The organism is Pseudalkalibacillus sp. Hm43, assembly GCF_054170705.1.
The window spans coordinates 184,662-202,979 of the sequence record NZ_CM135129.1 but is presented as its reverse complement, the minus strand read 5'-3'; the positions used below and the strand labels follow the sequence as shown (position 1 = coordinate 202,979).

Sequence of the window (18,318 nt, the reverse complement as noted above, 5' to 3'; positions counted from 1 at the left end):
TTTTATGCTTGTTGAGTTGTTCTTTTATAGATGGTGGTGATGAGGTAGCTGGCAGCCAAGCCTATGAGTAGTGGCAGCATGGATCCACCCGCATGGAGGCTTGTAGCCGTTTTTTCATAGTAATAGAGCATGAGCCATTCTATGTTTTGCGCATACCCAATTAAGAGCAGAAATCCACTGACGAACAAGAATGTACATAGCGATATGATGTGAGTTTTAAACAAGTTGCGTCACCTATTCGTTGTTTTTCACTAAGGAGTACTGGTTTAAAAAGTTGTTAAGAATCGTGGTGTACAGGTCGGTTTGTTCTGAGTGAACAAGGTGTCCAGCGAAAGGTAAGACACAAACGTGTAAATTATCCTTCATAGATTGATAGGTAGAGACCGTTTTAACCTCTTCTTTATTTTGTTCCCCGACAATAAATAGCATAGGTGGCTTGATATCAGAAATATCAGCTGTAAATTGGAACGGATACCAATCTTGGTCCTGACACATGTACATAAACTGTTTCCAATCGGAGCTGTGCAATTGATCGTGGTATGCAACTGATTCGGGATCTTGGAGCAATGCCGTTTGCTGACGTACCGTTTCCCGGTGTAGTTCCGGCCAGTTCGTCGGTTCTTCAGCCATCACGCCGGAAACGGTTAGACTGATGATTTTGTCGGGATACTTTTTAGCAAAACCTAACGCGACGAAAGAGCCAAGTGAGCAACTGACGATATGGGCCTCGTCAATATTCAGTGATTCGAGTGTTTCGTATAGATCTTCAATACACGTTTCCAGATAGTTTTCCAGATTCTCAGCGTGAGATTTGCCATGACCTCTGAGATCCGGAAGCACGACCTTGTATTGATCTTGGAAGCGCTCTTTTATAGTGGAAAAGTCGAGCTCACCCGTTTGTAGTCCTGTATGTAAAAATACGATCGGGTCACCTTCGCCATAAGATTCCGTATGTAAAATCACAACACCATTCCCCCTTATGAATTATAGAAGTTCTCCCCTTTTGAAGCACTCGATGTTTTTTCGTACGACTCATCACGTAAAGTCCGTTTGTTCTTCTTTTTGTTCAGCTCATCCCCATAAAACGAGTTCGAATTGAACCTCGAACGAATCATCCCAATCCAGATGGGAAGGGATATGATGAGCAGGATGACGATTAACACCATTACATCTTTCATTTCGCTTCCCCCTTTCCTACTTTTACCATACCATACTTCCGTATTCCCAGAAATAGGATATTCACTCTAAATACTCGATTGGCCGGCTGTTCGTTTGTTTTGGCAAAACGAATGCTGATATTCGAGAGACCTTCACACAATTTCGAGAAACAACCGCTGATTTCCGGGAAACCGGACCCGTTTTTCGGGAAACAAGCACAAATCTAGCTAAAATCACCAAAAAAAGACCATCGCAGCCGACTGCGATGGTCTTTTCTCAATCAAAGTTACGTAATCCTGGCACTTTCGTGTAGATTACAATCGATAATAGTACGATCAGACCCCCACCTACGAGCATAATCGTCGTGATGTCCACTCCGACCGATAAAAACAGGGAGGTCACGGCAAAGGACACCGGCACGAGTCCGAGTGAAGCCATCGACAACAGGCTCATCACGCGTCCGAGCATCTCTTCTTTAATCGTCGCCTGGATGGCAGTGATGATCGGGATATTGATGATCGAGAACGTCGAGCCGAGTAGCGCAATCAACGCAAGGCTTTGCCAGAGCTCATTCGTAAAACTGAATAAGGTGAAGAAGAGTCCATTGATACCGACAGCTGCGATGACGAGCAGGCCTCTTCTTTTCTGTACATTCAATACGCCGATTAAAATCGATCCGAGCAGCATTCCACCAGCTAACATTCCTTCGAGATAACTGAAGTCCAGCGAGTTTCCTCCGAGAACATTTTTAACGAAGAGTGGAAGCCCCATTTGCAAAGGTCCGACCATGAACAAGTTGATGAACACTGCGAATAGGATCAGCGCAAGCAAGAACGAGGATTCTTTTACATAAGCGATTCCTTCCTTAATCGACTTGAACAAGTCTGAAGCTGCCTCCTGCTCCCCGCCTTCCGCTTTCTTTTTCGATGTACGGATGAGCAGGATCGCGATACTCGCAATAGCCAAGAGAGCTGCGGTCATCGAAAAGGCAAACACATAGCTTCCGAGTGCAATGACAGCACCAGCGAGCATCGGTCCGAGAATAAACGAGGATTGGCTCGTCATCTGGATGACCGAGTTCGCGCGGGTCAACTGCTCCTTACTTACCAGTGCTGGTAGCAATCCACCGCTAGCTGGCCAGAAGAAGGCATCGAGTATTCCGAAAATGAGTGCGAAAAGAACGAACGACCAGATCGTCACATCACCGAACAACAGCCATAACACAAGCGCGACGGCAACACCGGCTCGCAAAATATCCGACAAAAACATGATGAAATTTTTGCTGAACCGGTCAGCCACTGCTCCACCAATCATCATGAACAGGACCCGTGGCACACTGGACGCGATGAATACAAGACCTAACGAAGCTTCGAGTCCCATCACTTCTACGACGTACCAGGCTTCTGAGAACATGAAGATCGCCAGTCCGAAGCTAGAACAAAGCCCCGCGATCCACAAAAATAAGAAATTCCGATTTTTCCAAATGGCAGGGGCAAGCTCCCCCTGCGGTTTCTGCTCCACTACTGCTTCCATGAATAATCGCCTCCAAATGATTGAACAATTTCTACTTCCATTTTCTACAAAACAACCAATCTTTCATACTGTCTCAAGGATGTTCTTACTCTCCGTCTCAGGTCTGATTTATGGAAGCAGGTATCGGAGTACCATTTGTTGGTACAACTGCAGCATGGATTTGTGCGATTCTTCACTCTTATGGAACAGCAAGTGGAGGACGATCCCATCCAGCAACGACCAGAATAATCTTGAAAACTCGGAAACTTGGATATCTTCCCTGAACTCACCGGTTTCGACTCCCTCTTCTATGATCTCCTCCAAGAATCGGGTGAATCGTTCCGCTCGTTCATCGAAAAGCTTTTGATGGTCCCCTTTTGAAATGTAGATCCAAAATTCAAATTGAACAGCGATCTGATTGAAATCCTCATCCTTCACTTTTCCAGACAAAAAGTATTGGAACAGATGATTGACTTTCTTGGTAGCTCCATCCAAACGATTGAGTTGATCTTTGATCTCAAAATATTTCTCCGTACGCTTTTCATTCAACAGGTGGAAGATTTCTTCTTTGCTTTTAAAATAAATATAGATCGAGCCTTTACTCGTTCCGGACGCTTTTGCAATATCGTCCACAGTCGTCTCGTTATACCCTTTCTCTGCAAAGCATTGGGCGGCTGCATCTAGGATCGCTTGACGCTTCTCTTCCTTATATTTCTCCGATACTCGTGGCATTGCTCAGCGACGACTTCCTTTCTTTCATGGGTTTCTCCATACACACTTGTTCGATCATCGTCGAAAACCCGAAGCGCTTGATGGCTTCGTATTGTTCTTTCTTTTCGCTCGAAAGATTGATGACGAGGCGCTTGCAATCAAGCTCTGGTTGAAGCACTTCTTTCAAGATCGCGTTCATCAACGTGTCTGGTGCCTCTACATCCTTTTTCATGCCGAATTGATGGAGGACGATCGTGGAAACCGTGCCGTGTTCATCGTACAACGTCCGATATAAGGCATAACCGATTTCTCCACTTGCATCAGATACAATGAGTGCACGCCCATTATGGACGCTTTGCCATTGCGTCTGCCATGGACCATTCACATCGTAAAAAGGAAAATGTCGGACCATTTCAGGAGCTGTTCGTTCGAACTGCCAACCTTCTTGAATAGTACTTCGCGTTTCTTCAATAACACCTTGTTGTTGTAAAAACTCAACATGGTCATGGATTTCGTAACCGAGTGATTCATATAACCGAATCGCAGCTTCGTTGTCCCTGATCGCTTCCAAAGTTGCGAAGTCTGCTCGTTTTTCTTCATAAATCCGGAAGACTTCCTCCATCATTTTTTTGCCGACACCTGATCTTCTGAATTCCGGAGCGACACCTGTGCCCCCGTTATAGCCGATCATTTTCCCATCGATTTCCCGAAAGCCGTTCAATACAACTCCAGCTGGTACACCGTCTACAAATGCGATGATTGAATCATCAGCGGAAAAGCCTTCGTGAACCATCCGTTGCAAGAAACGGTCCATCGTCATCGTCATATCGGTGAAATACCCTTTGAATCCGTGGTTCCAGGCGTCTAACACATCGGTCAATCTGCAATTGGACATCCGTTCCAACACGATCATTTCTTTTTTCCTCCTCATATAAAACTGACTGGTTAGTTTTTTATAAGTACATCATAATCCAATTCATGTTTCAATTCAAGAAAATAATGGTAATTAATCCATAACCTCATACGATGAGATGTGCGAAGGATTGATGTATAACGAAGGGTGTATTTCGATGAGTTCATCTCGGACCGATTCATCCTCGGTCATCACGATCGATTGAAAGTCGTTCTTTTCCATTTGCAACACATACTCTTTACCGCTGTTCATCACAACTTTAATTCTCACCTTTCATTCCCCCTTTGATCTTGTATATGTATATTCGAAGTCTACTGAATTTTTTCCTTCTTGATTCCTCGGTCATACACGGTCATATTGACGACAAATTCCGAGTCCACTACCGTATTATGGAGAAAGGTTGTGCGTTCAAGTGGAAGAAAAGTTCATAAGGAAAATGATCGATCGATGTTTGATCGATTATTTCGGAGAGCTGTCCTTATCCCCTTTTGGAGAAGAGGATTACAGCGTACTGATTGACGAAATCAAGGATGAGCTCAGAAATCAGGAAGATGAAGCGACCTATGTCATCGTCCACGACAAAGTGTATATGTATTTGGCGACAGAAACGTGAACAAAAAAACCTGAGGGGAATCCCACTCAGGTTGTTCGTCATTTCTGGCTGAAGGCTTTTTTGCCGAGTTTTTCAACAAGGGCTGGAGCGAGCTGATAGAGCTTACTTCCTGCTTCCATCCACCCCGGGAGGTTCAGTTCACGGACCGGTTTGTCAATCGTCTTCACAATTTTCTGTGCCACTTCCTTTGGATCCAGCAGCCATTTCTCAATGTTCTTCTCATATTGACCGCTCTTATCAGCGACTTTGAAGAAGTTCGTCTGAATCGGACCGGGATTCACGGTGGTCACGTAGATTCCGTAGTCTTTCACTTCCATCCTCAAGCTGTTCGTAAACCCGAGTACCGCATGCTTCGTGGCGGCATAGACACTGCCTTTCACCGTTGCGAGTTTCGCTGCCTGTGATGCGATGTTGATGATATGGCCTTCCCTCCGCTCCATCATTTCTGGGAGGACCGCTTTCGTACAAGCCATCAACCCGACGACATTCGTATCGAACATCCCTTTCACATCCTCCATTTTTGCATCCAGGAAGTAATCAAAAATACCGTACCCCGCGTTATTGATCAATACATGGATCGGACCGATTTCTTTCTCGACCCGGTTAAAAACGTCCTCTACTTCATCGAGGTTTTGCACATCCAATTTGTAACGGTACGCTTGCACTTGAAAATCGTGTTGGATTTCATTTTGAAGGTGTTCGAGTTTGGCTACAGATCGAGCCATCAAGACTGGTGTCCAACCTTTTGCAGCGACAAGTCTTGCCATGTCTGCACCGATTCCGCTCGATGCTCCGGTTATTACGATGATTTTATCGGCACTCATTTCTTACGACCTCTTTCGCTTGGAAGTACAGCACGCCATCTTTCTCATCGATCTTAAGCCGGTTTTGGCTTTCGAGTAGATCCAGATGCCCCAATGTTTCCGACATCGTCAAACCAAGTTCCTTCAAGAAGATCGTCGGGAACAGTTTCTGACAGATTTCAAATCCGGTCATCGGTCGTTCCGTGATCATCTTCAAAATATCATCCGCACGTTCCTCCTGCTTCAACAAACGCAGATGGACAAGCTCTTTCGGGTGCTCAACCGGCTTCCCATGACCGGCATACACTTTTTTGACATCATGATGGATGACTTTTTGAAGGGATTCACGGTATTGAAGCAGCGTTTTCGGTCGCTCCTTCACACCCACCGGGGGCGGCTCTACCAATGCGTTGGATGATATGTGCTTGATGAGATGATCTCCCCCAATCATGACACCATCGATTTTACGGATCAGAGATAAATGACCTTGCGCATGCCCCGGTGTTTCAATGACATACCATCCAGGTAGCCCTTCAATCGAATCCCCTTCCTTCACGACGACATCTATATTAATGTTACAAGAATATTGAAGGTATCCTCGGACTGTTTCCATCGCTTTTTTGTGGAATTTTTCGATGCCCATTTCCCGATAGACGGTCAAATAAAAGTCATCATGGTGATCAAAAAAGTCAGGGTCCTGCCTTAACCAAGGCAAATTGTAAGCTAGACTGATGAATCTGACATCATTTCTTTTCAAATAATCGGCAAGTCCAACGTGATCAGGATGGTGATGGGTTAAAACGACCTGCTCGATGTCATCGACCTTGAACCCAAGTGATTGCAGTTGTTGTTGGAAAGATGCCCATGCTTCATCTGTCTTTGCACCGGCATCGACTAGAGTCAATTTCTCACTCTCTATCAAATAGAGATTCACATCGCCGACTGCGAATGGTGTAGGTAATGTTATACAGTGTATCTGTTCATTTATATTCAAGTTAACAACGCCTCCGTTGTGTTAGAAGTTCCAACGACTATGTAAAAAAATGAATGGGTGCTCATTCATATTATAGCGTAGATTAAAACAATCCCAAAGAAGGAGCAGGGATTACATTTCTCTATTCACGTCCTTATGGTGAATTGTCGGTTCAACTCGGTTCCAATAATTCCGTATGTTCGATCGGTGTAGATAGATAAGAAAAATGGTGAAGAAGATAAAAAACACACCCGTTCTCCACTCGTTCATTTGCAAGCATAGGATGGTCAATGTGATGCCGATGGAAATGGACCCGAGAAATACGTAACGAGTCAGAAAGATGACGAGAAAGAAAACACCATATGCGATGAGACTCCAAATAGGATTCCAGACGAGTAGTACACCTGCTGTCGGAGCGATCGCTTTTCCACCCTTGAACCCGTAATAAATAGGAAAGCAATGCCCGATAACGGCCATCATCCCGATTGTTAGAGGTGAAACATCCACGTTAAAAAGCATAGGCAATGAAGCAGCAAACAGTCCTTTTGAAACATCCCCAACAGCCACCAGGATTGCGGTCTTTTTACCAAATGTGCGGAAAGTATTGGTTGCCCCTGCATTTCCACTTCCTTGCGTTCGAACATCAACACCATGCCATCGTTTACCGATCCAAATTGAAAAACTGAACGAACCGATCAAGTAGCTGACTATGAGTAAAATCCAAGCCATCCCCTATCGCCCCTTTACATCCCCTTTTTCAACTGTGCATTTTCTATTTTGTCATTATTTTCATTATATACGACTTAAGTGCTTCCCTCTATACCGATCATGTAACAAGAAAAAACACAGGCGATTTCTAATGTGAAAGCACCTGTGTTCTTATAAGTCATTTATTTTTCAATAGCTTGGAAATCGCGACGGGCAGCATGTCGTGAAATACGCCAAAGGAATAATCGATGTTCAATCGTTCCGTCCATTTATGGGCATCCCGACCTTGAGGTCCGAGATTCATGACAGGAATCTTCAACTGTTGCAGTTCATCCAACGGGAAACGGTATCCGTTTTGGAAAAGGGGCATGTTCCGAAACAACGGCTTCAACCCTTCGACTGATTGAGAAAGGCTTGTAAAGCTCAAGTCTGAGAGCCCCGCAAAGTAATTTTGCTCTTTCAAAACGACATTATGCTTCGTTTCCGCATACTCGATCATCTCACGGACAACCTGCTTGATGAATGGATTTTTCCGGGATGAAACTGCAGGATAGAATGGCGGACTGTAAAACAAGACGATCATCGGCCCTTCATCCTTACAAAGCGACGCAAGGTCATAAACGAGACGGGTGGAAAGATCGCGGTCACCGAGTACCTTGTAGTTGGCCGCAATGTATGCCTGACGCCGGACGATTTCTGCTTCACCGTATTGTTGGATCGCTTTTTCCAATAAATCCTGATAGGTAAAAACGGATATGTGATGTTCCAATGGTTCAAACGATTCCCATTGGGTGAATGTCATCGCATGATTGTAGAGATGCCTTTCAATTCGTTTCGCCACCTTTGAGGCAAGTGACAACAAATCTTTATTGATCTCAGACACCGACCGATCCATGACCATCAAATTGTACATCGTGACCGCAACGTGTGGGATCTGCACAGAATACTCTTCCTTCAAATCTTTCTGCATCAAATTGGTCGGAGGTGGCGTCACTTCACCGTCAATCGACTCACAAAAATCGGTATTCAGCTCAAGCTCCTTGGTGAGCTCGGAAACCATGTAATTGGCATTGATGCCTGAGAATGGCTCACCGACATGCGTTTCCATACCATAGCACAAGAATCCAGGCAACAATTTTCCAATTGAACCGGTATAGACGTACTGATTCGTGTCACCTGGATAACGCGTGAAGACCGGCTCTGAGTTCAAACACGCTTTATATTCAAGATCGTGCAATTGAGACATCTCCAGAAGGACTTCCACCGCTTCCATCATCCCGGTGGAATTGGCTTCTTCATCCGGGACGGTAAGAAGTAGCAAATTGCCATCAAATTCACCTTGAGTGGCTTTTTCAATCATGGACATTTGAAGCGTAAGTCCCGCTTTCATATCCATCGAGCCTCTCCCGAACAGCCATTCCGATTCCTTCAAGTCCTCTTGGACGAGGTCAGGTAATTCATCTATATTCGCAAGAAACTCCTGCGTCAATTCTTTCGGGCGGAATGCGAGGTTCTTCCATTCCCCGTAGTCTTCCACATCCACAACATCGAAGTGGCTGATCAAAACGACCGTTTCCTTCTTATTGCCGTTCCGGACAAACGCTGTGACGAACTTACGGCCATCACTTGTCGGGTGGATTTGCAAATCCTCAGGATGCTCCTGGAAATAATCCAAGTCGTTCAACTGCATATGGATGAATTCACTGATTGCAAGCTCCGCTTCAGATCCCGTAATACTCGGAAACTCAATCAGGTGACATAGCAATTCTTTCAGACTCTCTTTATCCTGCCACTTCTTCATAGATGCCTCACTCCTATATTAAAAATATGTCGAAATTTGTATGTGTAATAGTAAGATTTCGGCGGATGACGTCGAATTCCTTTCTATAGTAAAAAAACTTTCGGATGAAGAAGAGTGACCATTTCGGGCTGGATCTACGCACTGGAGGTTCACTTGTGTATACTATATAAATAATGCTAAATTACTGATTAGAGAATACATTTTTCCAGAAAAAAATGGGACATCACACCATTCAAGGAGAGATTGGTTTGACCTATATTTTCGCACACCGTGGTGCGAGTAAGTACGCACCTGAAAATTCTATGGCTGCTTTTCGAAAGGCATATGAACTGAAAGCGGACGGCATCGAACTTGACGTCCAGCTGACGAAAGATAAAGTACCTGTCATCATCCATGATGAATCGCTGAAACGTACGACTGGCGTCAAAGGATTCGTCGGTGAGTATACATTTGAGGAATTGAGATGTCTGGATGCCGGCAAATGGTTTTCGAAAAAATTCAAAGGTGAGAGAATTCCTTCCCTTGAAGAGTTCCTCATCTGGATGAAACCGACTAACCTTTTACTGAACATCGAATTCAAAAACAATATCCTACCATATTACGGTATGGAAAAAATCGTGTATGATCTCGTGAAGATGCATGGTCTTCAGGACCGACTCATCTATTCCTCATTTAATCATTACAGTCTGAAGGAAATGAAAAATCTGGACCCTTCAGTGGATGTTGCGCCACTCTATTCCAATGGATTGTACGAACCATGGAAGTATGTGCAGCAGCTGCCTGCCTACAGTGCCCATCCAAGTTGGCGGACGTTGAACCAAACGATCTTGAACGGTTTTAAAAATGCTGGCATCAAAGTCCGTCCTTATACGATCAACGATCCGAAGAGAATGAAATGGTTGTTCGAAAATGAAGTGGAAGCGATCGTCACTGACATCCCGGATGTTGCACGGGCTGTAAAAGCTGGAACACATTCCACGAAAGGTAAGAAAGTCATAAATGCACTGCAAAAAATCAATTTGAAAAGCTGGCGATCATGATCGTCAGCTTTTTTTACTTGTTTAAAGGATGAGCATATAAGAGATGTTCCCGCATGTCCTTGTGATAAACTTAACGAAACATAGATAATAGGAGTGGAGTGCATGAGCAGAAAGCTATTTGAACCGTTCGCTATTAAAGATGTCACATTGAAAAATAGGATCGTCATGTCACCGATGTGCATGTATTCTTGTGAAGCAGAGGATGGACAGGTGACGAATTGGCATAAGACGCATTATACGAGCCGTGCAGTCGGACAGGTCGGCTTGATTGTATTGGAAGCGACAGCCGTCCATACGCAAGGTCGGATTTCGATGCAAGACCTTGGCATTTGGGATGACAGTCATGTTGATGGACTGCGAACATTGACCGAAATGATACACGAACAGGATGCGAAAGTCGGTATCCAGCTCGCACATGCTGGACGGAAGGCGATTGTAGAAGGACCGATCTATTCCTCCTCCCCTTTACCGTTCAATGATGATATGGAAGTACCGAATGAAATGACAATCGAACAAATCGAAGAAACGGTTGAAGACTTCCGCTTGGCTGCGAGAAGAAGTAAGGAAGCTGGCATTGATGTCATTGAACTGCATGGTGCGCATGGATATTTGATCAATCAATTCTTATCTCCGTTGATCAATCAACGGACTGACCGTTATGGGGGATCCAAGGAAAAGCGATTCAATTTCCTGAAAGAAATCATTGAAGCTGTGAATACAGTATGGGATGGACCACTCTTCGTTCGGATTTCAGCGAATGACTATAATAACGAAGGATATTCCGTTCAGGATTATGTGGAATACGCACAGTGGATGAAGGAGCTAGGAGTCGATCTGATCGACTGCAGTTCTGGAGGTGTCGTACCTGCTAAGATCAAGCCTTATCCGGGTTATCAAGTCCAATATGCCGAAGCGTTAAAAAAGGAAGCGGGAATTGCCACAGGTGCGGTTGGAATGATCACCTCCCCTCTTCATGCAGAAGCGATTTTGCAGAATGACCGGGCTGATTTAATTTTCCTCGCAAGAGAATTGTTGCGAGATCCTTATTGGCCACGAAGAGCCGCGATTGAACTGAAGACCGAAATCGAATCACCGAGACAGTACGAGCGAGGTTGGTAGAGTGGTTTAAGCGCCATTCATTACCGTTGTGAGGGTATTTTCCTTTTCATAGGGATGAATAGCCTCTATTCGTTACCATCATGAAGGATTTTTTTCTTTATAGGGATGAATAGCCATATCATATGAAAAAGATCGACTCAGTTATCGAGTCGATCTTTCCTTTTTTGCTCTTTCTTTCTCATTTTGTGTTGTGCTTTCGCCCATTTCAGCAGTTCGTCAATGGAATGGACGTAACGTCCTTCTTCTTCAGCTGTAACATTTTGCTCTCCATATCGGACTCTCTGATATATACGGTTAATCTCAACGGAAAGCTCATCTGGAGCTTCCACTCGATCAAGCCATTCCAGTACCGCTTCACTAGACCTTCTTCCAGAATCATACGAAGACATTTTCTTTTCAAGTCGGAATAGCTGTTTTCTGATCTTATTGTCAGGTGCTTTTACTTTTCCACCAAAGTAATTCTTCGGTACGTCTTCCTCAAAAATAACGCTTTTTTCATGCATCCCATCAAATGCAAACCGGTCCAACTTCATCATTCTTCTCTTGTACAACTTGATTCCAAACCAGATCAATCCTGCAATGATCAGTATGACAAGCATATACGTGAACCATTCGTTTTGATTGTTGTCATTAATCAGTTTCTTCAATTCCTCATTCTGCTCTAAGCTCGTTTCATTATCTTCCGCAGCTTCTTGATCAATTTCTCTTTCGTTCAACAATCTCTCAAAAGCACCGAAAACGAAGCTTAAAGGATAATAGAAGATGACCGCAAAGGCTGCAGCGAAACCTTTCAATATGAACATAGCTGCTGATTTGATGAAAGGATAGAATGCAGCTATCAGAGCAGTCCCACCAATGATCAGTAACGCAAACCTCGATATCCAATTGTTCACGACTGTATTCGGGTTACTCTGAATATAACGATTGATCCGTGTGAGCGTGAACAGGATCGTCTGCAAGAATAGCAACCCTAACACGATTGGAACCGCTGCATTATTCGCATACAAGAAAAGGAACAAAAGACCGGACACGATTGAAAACAGCAGCATGATTGCTTCTTGCCCCAGGTCTTCATCAAAATAATGACTCGTGAAACGCCATCCCACAAAAGCGGTCGTGACAATTAAAATGAACATATCGATCTGAAGCAACCAGCCTATTCCGATAATGACCGGCAACGCAAGCAAAATCTTACCGACAGTCGCAGAGATCCTCGGCAACAAGAGCTCGAACAGAAGCCCGGCAATTACCATCAACGCGAAAACTTGTAAATATTGATTTTCTTTGTAAGGAGCAAATGCCCATACGGACATGATCAGGAGGAATGTCATATCCACCGAATAGTGAAGCCATCTGGAAAGGAATCGATTTGAAATCTTCATGATGTCGCCCTCCTTGTTTCCATTCTTTCAAGGCTGGCAGACTCTCCATCTAACTGCACATGGAATACATCCATCCCTTTCTTTTTCCACCGATCGTAATAAAAGTCATCTGACGATCGATCGCCTAGAACGATGACAGAAGTTGAATCGGACTCCCAGCTGTCGTACATGCTTAATAGCCTGTGCATCGGCACCCGTACACTGTTGATATTCATCCGGGAAAGAAGCTCCAACGCTCTCATCAAATGCGGTTTTCCTTCTCCTTTTTCCAGGTGAAGATAGGGCACTCTCCCTTTCGTCCGGATATTCACATACATATCAAACGGAATGTTATGTTGGGTGGCATACTGGCACAAATATGCTGCATGACTGATCTGTTTCTCTGAAACTTCCAATTCTCCATATTCAGAAATGAGTGCACTGCTTACATTGATGTTCAATAGGATCGTCCACGATTGAGACAGTGTCTTTTCATAGATTTTCGTTTGAAGCTCATTCATTCGGGCTGACGCTTTCCAATGAATCCGTTGGAACGAATCGCCTGGCTCATATTCTCTCGTTCCGATCACAAGACTCTGATCCTCATATAATGACAATGGCACGGCCCTGTCACCCTGTTTCAGCTGGTCCAGTTTATGAATTCCCTTCACAGGCACAGGTGTCGGATAGACGATGAACTCTGTCCGGACAAGTCGATCGTTCAACAACTGATATTGTTCAAGATTCAAAGGATCGCTGATATGCAGTTCGAAGCTAGAAATCTTCGCAACGCCGCGTTTCAATGCCACGACTGGAATTTGGACAGTCTTCGTCTCTTTCGGTTGGAAGACAAGTGGCAAAGTAAATATGTTATAGCCTTTTCGTTCATCCCTCGGTTTGAATTCTCCTAGACTCACTTCTTTATTCATCGAAAATACGAGGTTGCTCTGGAGTACCGGTAATCGACTCCGGTTGGTCATCGTCAGATGCCACACTTCCTCATCGTCCGGAAACATCCGATACACCTGTTTCTTATTCAAAAACTGTATTTTATCGGTGATCGTTTTCAAATATTTTGTTGATAGAAAAAGACTTAATGTAATCAGCACACCCACCATGAACAAAAAACGGGATTTACTATAGAAGGATACGATCATGGTAATGATGGAAAACAAATACAAAAACTTTTGTGTTTTCCCTGTGTGGATCATTATCCGCCAGTTCATTCTCTTACCGCTCCAGCTTCGACTGGTACCTCGACTTCTTCAAGAATGGTTTCGATCACCTGAATAGAGGTCTTCCTCAATTCACCGTCCAATGATAATACGATTCTGTGTGCAAGGACAGCCGTTGCAAGCTTTTTAACATCACCAGGGATGACATACTCCCGGTCCTGAAGCCATGCATAAGCTTGTAAGGCACGCATGAAGGCGAGGGTTCCCCTTGGACTCACACCGACCTCGATGTACTTGGAGTTCCGAGTTTCGTTGATGATGTTCAGGATATACTGCTCGATATCTGTACTGACGTGAACCTGTTTGATCATGGTTTGCATCTGGATGATGTCATCCGTCGTAAACACAGGCTTGAGGAGTTCAATCGGTTCCTGCTCGCGGTACGCCTGCATGATCATCTGTTCTTCTCTCAAAGTCGGATAACCGACTTTGATTTTAAGTAAAAACCGGTCCAATTGAGCTTCAGGCAATGGGAACGTCCCTTGTGATTCAATCGGATTTTGCGTCGCCAATACAATGAAAGGTACAGGTAAAAGTTCAGTGTATCCATCGATGGTCACCTGTCGCTCTTCCATCACTTCCAAAAGGCTTGATTGGGTCCTTGGAGTCGCTCGGTTGATTTCATCAGCCAGTAAAACGTTCGCCATGACAGGACCGTATCGCATTTCGAACTCTCTCGTTTTTGGATTCAAGTATTGAATGCCTGTCACATCGGACGGTAGCACATCTGGCGTAAATTGTACCCGTCGGAATGATCCGTCAATCGACTTTGCCAGGCTTTTCGCAAGCATCGTCTTCCCGGTACCTGGAACATCTTCCATCAACACGTGTCCTTTTGCGAGCAACGCGACCATCAACAGTTCGACGCTCTCCTCTTTCCCAATCAAAACTTTTCCAATCCCCTGCTTCAAATCATTCAGCTTCGTTCTCATTTCCATTTTGTTGATCCCCCTTTTTCTCTACACCTCTTCTTATTGAATGATCTCCATATTTTTTATGGAGATTGTTCATCGTGTCATACAGCTTTTCATCTTTACTATGATCTTTATATGTAAACAAATCCAGTTGCTGAGTGGCATGACTTCTCTCTATGATCTGTGTTCCCGTTATGCCTAACAACCGGACAGGTTCTTCATTCCAATTTTGACGGAATAGAAGCATCGCAATGTCAAAAATCTCTTCTTTCTTGAAAACCGGATTTAACATCGTATGGCTTCTCGTAATCGTTTTCAGATCGGCATACCGGATCGTCAATTGGATCGAATTGGTCATTACATTTTTTCTTTTTAATCGTTGTTGAAGGGATTCTGAAAGCTCTCTCAAGACTTGGGAGGCTTGATCGATACGGAGCAGATCTTGAGGTAAGGTTGTGGAAGTTCCAACAGACTTGAACTCACCGGAGGCTTCAGGATCAACAGGACGATCGTCGATTCCATTGGAGCGTTCCCATAGTTTTTGACCATTCTTTCCAAGCTGGAGCTTTACATCGTACGACTCTTTTTTCGCAAGGTCCCCGATCGTATAGACATCGATTTCATGAAATTTCTTCATCGTTTTCTTCCCGACACCATGCATTTCCTCTATCGGTAAAGGCCAAAGTTTATCTGCCAATTCCCTTTTACGAAGAATCGTTATTCCGAGTGGTTTTTTCATATCTGAAGCCATCTTCGCAAGAAACTTGTTCGGTGCAATCCCGATACTGCATGGCAGATGTTGTTCCTCTTGGAGCCGTTGTTGAATTTCTTTCGCTATTTGGACGGGTGAAAGATCACCTTGAAGATCGGTGACGTCCATGTACCCTTCATCAATGGAAATCGGTTCCACTAATTCCGTATATTCGAATAGCAAATCAAACATCTTTTCCGAGGCCGCTCGATACTTTTCAAATGAGGGTGCCATGACGATCAAGTCCGGGCAATTCTTCTTCGCCTGCCAAACCGGCATGGTCGTTTTGACACCTTGTGCCCTCGCCTCGTAACTGCTCGTTACAACGATTCCGCGTCTTTCCTCCACATTCCCAGCAATGGCAAGGGGTTTCCCTCTTAGCTCTGGGTTCAGTGCACTCTCGACTGAGGCGTAAAAACTGTTCATATCGATATGAAAGATTATTCTTGCTGTATTTTCTTTTTTCAACATGAACCCTTTCACCTCGAACAAAATCGTCAAAATTATTATAGTAAGAATATTTTGAAAATTCTATATACTTATGCTAAAATGGGACTATAATAGGAGGGAGGAATGTCCTTATGTACAATCGCATTCGACATTATTCTCGTACCCCTTACCCTAAACTGAGATTTAAGGTTTTGGCAGCAGTAGAACATGTGAAAGCAGAACAACATCGCTCCCCCACTATCAATGAGCTTTCCCTTGTAACAGGCGCTTCTGTAGAATGGATCCTTGAATCCATGGAATTCAACGTGGCGTCCAATCAAAGAATCTCTGGCATAAGAGAATGCACATTACATTAGCTCCCGTCTTTTAAAGACTTTGAAGTCCTTTCCGTCCAATCGATGAACTCGGAACCATGAAAGTATTGATTCAGTTCTTTATGGAAATCCATCATTTGTTTCATGAATTCCATATTATCCTCAGATTCTTTACTATAGTCTTCTAGATAGTCGTACAACTTATACGAGAAATCATAGGACTCTTGAATTTTCTGTTCCCCTAATTCAGTTAAAGTCGCATAGGACACACGGCGGTCTGCCGCTTTTTTCATCAAGGTGATGAGACCTTTTTGCTTGAGACGTGTAATGACCTGCATAACCGTAGACACATCCCACAATCCGATGGATGCAATTTTCGTGATGGTTGCTTCTTTTTCGAGATGGACAATCCACAGCACGTGTTGCTCAGCTTGGGTCAATCCAATGCTTCTAGCTGATTTCTGCCATTCTTCTTCCAATACTTTATAAGTCCCTCTCAAATAATTCATGATGATATGCAAGTTGGACATATTGACTTTCACTACCAGCGCCTCGCTTTCTCTAGTCTATTAATAGGCATTAAAAGGTAGTTTAATATTAACATATTTTGTAAACTTCGACACCCTTCAATGCTTATTTTACAAAATTCGTTTCAGGGTGCTTAAATACGACTAGCTCTATGGAAGGAGTTTTCCACTTTCGCTAATAAGGTAAAATGAGAGGTTGACCTGGAGCTGGAAGGACTTTCAACACGAAAACAGTCCCATTTCTCCAAATCAACCTTCGTCATCATACTTATTGATTTCCTACTTCGCGAATGATGTTGACGACCAATTCGGAAGTCTTGACCAGTTCTTCAATCGGCATGCGCTCATTCTTTGTGTGGATCTCTTCATATCCGACTGCTAGATTGACCGTCGGAATTCCGAAGCCTGCGATGATGTTTGCGTCACTTCCTCCACCGCTTTGTTGCAATTCCGGTTTACGTCCAAGTTTCTCGACCGCTTGTTTCGCCACTACAACGACATGATCTCCATGGTCATATTTGAAGCCTGGATACATGACGTTCACATCGACATGTGCTTTTCCGCCCATTTTTTCTGCTGTTTCCTCAAAAGCATCCTTCATTTTCTTCACTTGTGCTTCCATTTTTTCAGGAATCAATGAACGAGCTTCCGCAAGGATTTCCACATGATCGATGACGATGTTCGTATTCGTACCTGCACCGCCTTCAAAACGTCCGATGTTCGCGGTCGTTTCTTCGTCAATGCGTCCTAACGGCATTTTCGCGATCGCTTTTGCAGCAATTGTAATGGCAGAAACACCTTTTTCCGGAGCCACACCTGCGTGTGCGGTTTTCCCTTCGATGACAGCTTTCACTTTCGCTTGCGTAGGAGCAGCGACGATGATGTTCCCGACTTTACCATCTGAATCGAGCGCGAATCCAAATTTCGCATCCACAAGGGAAGGATCCAATTCTTTTGCACCGACAAGTCCTGATTCTTCACCTACTGTGATGACGAATTGAATTTGTCCGTGCTGGATGTCTTGCTCCTTCAGGACTTTGAGGGCTTCAAGCATTGCAGCAAGCCCTGCTTTGTCATCTGCGCCAAGAATGGTTGTCCCATCTGTTTTGATGTAGCCATCTTCTATGGAAGGTTTCACGCCTTTGCCAGGTACAACTGTATCCATGTGAGAAGTGAAGTAGATCGAGTCTGCAGATCCGTTGGAAGCAGGTAATGTACAAACGAGATTCCCTGCACCATGGCCTGTTCTCTCTTTGGAATCGTCTTCTACGACTTCAAGGCCCAAGTCTGAAAACTTCTTCTTCAACACTTTCGAAATTTCTTCTTCATATTTTGTTTCTGAGTCGATCTGCACGAGCTCTAGAAACTCTTCAACAAGTCTGTCTTGATTGATCATATCATCAAGTCTCCTTTCA

At 44.1% G+C, this 18,318-nt stretch carries 20 protein-coding genes; 3 read left to right on the top strand and 17 right to left on the bottom strand.

The features are described from left to right. Positions 1–2 precede the first annotated feature (2 nt). From ACXQIQ_RS01070 to ACXQIQ_RS01040, 7 genes are all read right to left on the bottom strand, one after another. The gene (locus ACXQIQ_RS01070; protein WP_439300579.1) at positions 3–224 is read right to left on the bottom strand and encodes a hypothetical protein; all 222 of its coding nucleotides are present in this window, start codon (positions 222–224) and stop codon (positions 3–5) included. 10 nt (positions 225–234) lie between these two features. Then, entirely contained in the window at positions 235–963 is a 729-nt protein-coding gene (locus ACXQIQ_RS01065; RefSeq protein ID WP_439300580.1) for an alpha/beta fold hydrolase, read from the bottom strand. Positions 964–977: 14 nt separating this feature from the next. Continuing rightward, entirely contained in the window at positions 978–1,178 is a 201-nt protein-coding gene (locus ACXQIQ_RS01060; protein ID WP_439300582.1) for a hypothetical protein, read from the bottom strand. A gap of 256 nt (positions 1,179–1,434) precedes the next feature. Then, complete coding sequence (locus ACXQIQ_RS01055) at positions 1,435–2,691, bottom strand: MFS transporter (RefSeq protein ID WP_439300584.1); 1,257 nt, start codon at positions 2,689–2,691, stop codon at positions 1,435–1,437. A gap of 108 nt (positions 2,692–2,799) precedes the next feature. Further along, positions 2,800–3,402: a TetR/AcrR family transcriptional regulator gene (locus tag ACXQIQ_RS01050; RefSeq protein ID WP_439300586.1), complete on the bottom strand. Its 603-nt coding sequence runs from the start codon at positions 3,400–3,402 to the stop codon at positions 2,800–2,802. Then, a complete protein-coding gene (locus tag ACXQIQ_RS01045) occupies positions 3,377–4,294 on the bottom strand; it encodes a GNAT family N-acetyltransferase (RefSeq protein WP_439300587.1) in 918 nt (305 codons plus the stop codon). The genes ACXQIQ_RS01050 and ACXQIQ_RS01045 overlap by 26 nt, the downstream gene beginning before the upstream one ends. Positions 4,295–4,387: 93 nt before the next feature. Further along, positions 4,388–4,564, bottom strand: a complete 177-nt coding sequence (locus ACXQIQ_RS01040; protein WP_439300588.1) for a hypothetical protein — start codon at positions 4,562–4,564, stop codon at positions 4,388–4,390. Between the two features lie 142 nt (positions 4,565–4,706). Between ACXQIQ_RS01040 and ACXQIQ_RS01035 the strand changes: the two genes are divergently transcribed. After that, positions 4,707–4,907 (top strand): YqzH family protein, encoded by a 201-nt coding sequence (locus tag ACXQIQ_RS01035; RefSeq protein WP_439300589.1) that lies wholly within the window; start codon positions 4,707–4,709, stop codon positions 4,905–4,907. Positions 4,908–4,945: 38 nt separating this feature from the next. On the opposite strand, the gene ACXQIQ_RS01030 is transcribed toward ACXQIQ_RS01035, so the two are convergent. The 4 genes from ACXQIQ_RS01030 to ACXQIQ_RS01015 all read right to left on the bottom strand — a co-directional run bounded on the left by ACXQIQ_RS01030 (position 4,946) and on the right by ACXQIQ_RS01015 (position 9,192). Further along, positions 4,946–5,731: an SDR family NAD(P)-dependent oxidoreductase gene (locus ACXQIQ_RS01030; protein WP_439300590.1), complete on the bottom strand. Its 786-nt coding sequence runs from the start codon at positions 5,729–5,731 to the stop codon at positions 4,946–4,948. Further along, the gene (locus ACXQIQ_RS01025) at positions 5,718–6,704 is read right to left on the bottom strand and encodes an MBL fold metallo-hydrolase (protein ID WP_439300591.1); all 987 of its coding nucleotides are present in this window, start codon (positions 6,702–6,704) and stop codon (positions 5,718–5,720) included. The genes ACXQIQ_RS01030 and ACXQIQ_RS01025 overlap by 14 nt, the downstream gene beginning before the upstream one ends. 111 nt (positions 6,705–6,815) lie before the next feature. Next, positions 6,816–7,412, bottom strand: coding sequence for a glycerol-3-phosphate 1-O-acyltransferase PlsY (plsY, locus tag ACXQIQ_RS01020; RefSeq protein WP_439300592.1), 597 nt, complete (start codon positions 7,410–7,412; stop codon positions 6,816–6,818). Positions 7,413–7,569: 157 nt separating this feature from the next. Beyond that, positions 7,570–9,192, bottom strand: a complete 1,623-nt coding sequence (locus ACXQIQ_RS01015) for a M20/M25/M40 family metallo-hydrolase (RefSeq protein WP_439300593.1) — start codon at positions 9,190–9,192, stop codon at positions 7,570–7,572. 248 nt (positions 9,193–9,440) lie between these two features. Here ACXQIQ_RS01015 and ACXQIQ_RS01010 point away from each other — a divergent pair, with 248 nt between their 5' ends. Beyond that, on the top strand, positions 9,441–10,232 hold the full coding sequence (locus ACXQIQ_RS01010; protein ID WP_439300594.1) for a glycerophosphodiester phosphodiesterase: 792 nt from the start codon (positions 9,441–9,443) through the stop codon (positions 10,230–10,232). A gap of 102 nt (positions 10,233–10,334) precedes the next feature. Further along, positions 10,335–11,351 (top strand): NADPH dehydrogenase NamA, encoded by a 1,017-nt coding sequence (gene namA / locus ACXQIQ_RS01005; protein ID WP_439300595.1) that lies wholly within the window; start codon positions 10,335–10,337, stop codon positions 11,349–11,351. 137 nt (positions 11,352–11,488) lie between these two features. On the opposite strand, the gene ACXQIQ_RS01000 is transcribed toward namA, so the two are convergent. The 6 genes from ACXQIQ_RS01000 to ACXQIQ_RS00975 form a co-directional block, all read right to left on the bottom strand. Further along, entirely contained in the window at positions 11,489–12,733 is a 1,245-nt protein-coding gene (locus ACXQIQ_RS01000) for a hypothetical protein (protein ID WP_439300596.1), read from the bottom strand. Continuing rightward, positions 12,730–13,938, bottom strand: a complete 1,209-nt coding sequence (locus ACXQIQ_RS00995; RefSeq protein WP_439300597.1) for a DUF58 domain-containing protein — start codon at positions 13,936–13,938, stop codon at positions 12,730–12,732. The genes ACXQIQ_RS01000 and ACXQIQ_RS00995 overlap by 4 nt, the downstream gene beginning before the upstream one ends. Then, entirely contained in the window at positions 13,935–14,885 is a 951-nt protein-coding gene (locus tag ACXQIQ_RS00990; protein ID WP_439300598.1) for an AAA family ATPase, read from the bottom strand. Before ACXQIQ_RS00990 ends, ACXQIQ_RS00995 begins: the two co-directional genes overlap by 4 nt. Next, complete coding sequence (locus ACXQIQ_RS00985; protein WP_439300599.1) at positions 14,860–16,083, bottom strand: DNA polymerase IV; 1,224 nt, start codon at positions 16,081–16,083, stop codon at positions 14,860–14,862. Before ACXQIQ_RS00985 ends, ACXQIQ_RS00990 begins: the two co-directional genes overlap by 26 nt. A 331-nt stretch (positions 16,084–16,414) precedes the next feature. Then, the gene (locus tag ACXQIQ_RS00980; protein ID WP_439300601.1) at positions 16,415–16,918 is read right to left on the bottom strand and encodes a MarR family transcriptional regulator; all 504 of its coding nucleotides are present in this window, start codon (positions 16,916–16,918) and stop codon (positions 16,415–16,417) included. Between the two features lie 253 nt (positions 16,919–17,171). Further along, positions 17,172–18,299: a M20/M25/M40 family metallo-hydrolase gene (locus ACXQIQ_RS00975; RefSeq protein WP_439300602.1), complete on the bottom strand. Its 1,128-nt coding sequence runs from the start codon at positions 18,297–18,299 to the stop codon at positions 17,172–17,174. Positions 18,300–18,318: the final 19 nt, after the last annotated feature.